Here is a 1,321-nt window from a genome sequence, read left to right as displayed (position 1 = left end):
GAATGGGGCCGCGGACGTTGGCACCGGTGCGCTTGGCCGTCGACACGATTTCCTTCGTCGAGGCGTCGAGCACGCGGTGATCAAACGCCTTCAGGCGGATGCGGATATTCTGTCCGTTCATGCGTCACTTCCTTGTTCTGGCGCGGCGCGGGCAACTTCCGCGCCCGCGACAGATCGGTTTAAGTCCAAATTACTCTTTGATGGTGACGACGATGCCGGCACCGACGGTGCGGCCGCCTTCACGGATGGCGAAGCGCAGCTTCTCTTCCATGGCGATCGGCACGATCAGCTCGACATCGACCGTGATGTTGTCGCCRGGCATRACCATCTCGGTGCCTTCCGGCAGCGACACGATGCCGGTCACRTCMGTCGTGCGGAAGTAGAACTGCGGACGRTAGTTGGTGAAGAACGGCGTGTGACGGCCACCTTCGTCCTTGGTCAGGATGTAGGCTTCGGCCACGAACTTCTTGTGCGGCTTCACCGTACCGGGCTTGGCCAGAACCTGGCCGCGCTCGACACCTTCACGATCAACGCCRCGCAGCAGCGCGCCGATGTTGTCGCCGGCCTGGCCCTGATCGAGCAGCTTGCGGAACATTTCMACGCCCGTGCAGGTCGTCTTGGTCGTCGGACGGATGCCGATGATCTCGAGTTCCTCGCCAACCTTGACRATGCCRCGCTCGACGCGRCCGGTGACRACCGTGCCACGGCCCGAGATCGAGAACACGTCTTCGATCGGCATCAGGAACGGCTTGTCGAGCGGACGAACCGGSGTCGGGATGTAGGCGTCGACAGCAGCCATCAGCTCGCGGATCGCGTCTTCGCCGATCGTCTTGTTCGAATCTTCAAGAGCAGCCAGCGCCGAACCCTTGACGATCGGAATGTCGTCGCCGGGGAATTCGTTCTTCGACAGCAGTTCGCGAACCTCGAGCTCGACCAGTTCGAGCAGCTCGGCGTCGTCGACCTGGTCGACCTTGTTGAGGAACACAACGATCGACGGCACGCCGACCTGACGGGCGAGCAGGATGTGCTCGCGGGTCTGCGGCATCGGGCCGTCGGCAGCCGACACGACCAGGATCGCGCCGTCCATCTGCGCGGCACCGGTGATCATGTTCTTCACATAGTCGGCGTGGCCGGGGCAGTCGACGTGGGCGTAGTGGCGGGCAGCCGTCTCGTATTCGACGTGAGCCGTCGAGATGGTGATGCCGCGTGCCTTCTCTTCCGGCGCCGCATCGATCTGGTCGTAGCGCTTGTACTCGCCAAAATACTTCGTGATCGCCGCCGTCAGCGACGTCTTGCCATGGTCAACGTGACCAATCGTGCC

2 protein-coding genes are annotated in these 1,321 nt (G+C 62.8%); both read right to left on the bottom strand.

The genetic code is table 11. The features are described 5' to 3' along the window. Positions 1 to 121, bottom strand: a 121-nt coding sequence (locus AC1DX0_RS35945; RefSeq protein ID WP_477359254.1) for a 30S ribosomal protein S10, incomplete at its 3' end; no start/stop codon positions are given. 69 nt (positions 122 to 190) lie between these two features. Next, positions 191 to 1,321: elongation factor Tu (gene tuf, locus AC1DX0_RS35940; protein ID WP_477359251.1), on the bottom strand; the 1,131-nt coding region annotated here is incomplete at its 5' end.

Source organism: Mesorhizobium sp. P3_A9, from assembly GCF_056402975.1.
This window is presented reverse-complemented; position numbering and strand designations above follow the sequence as displayed.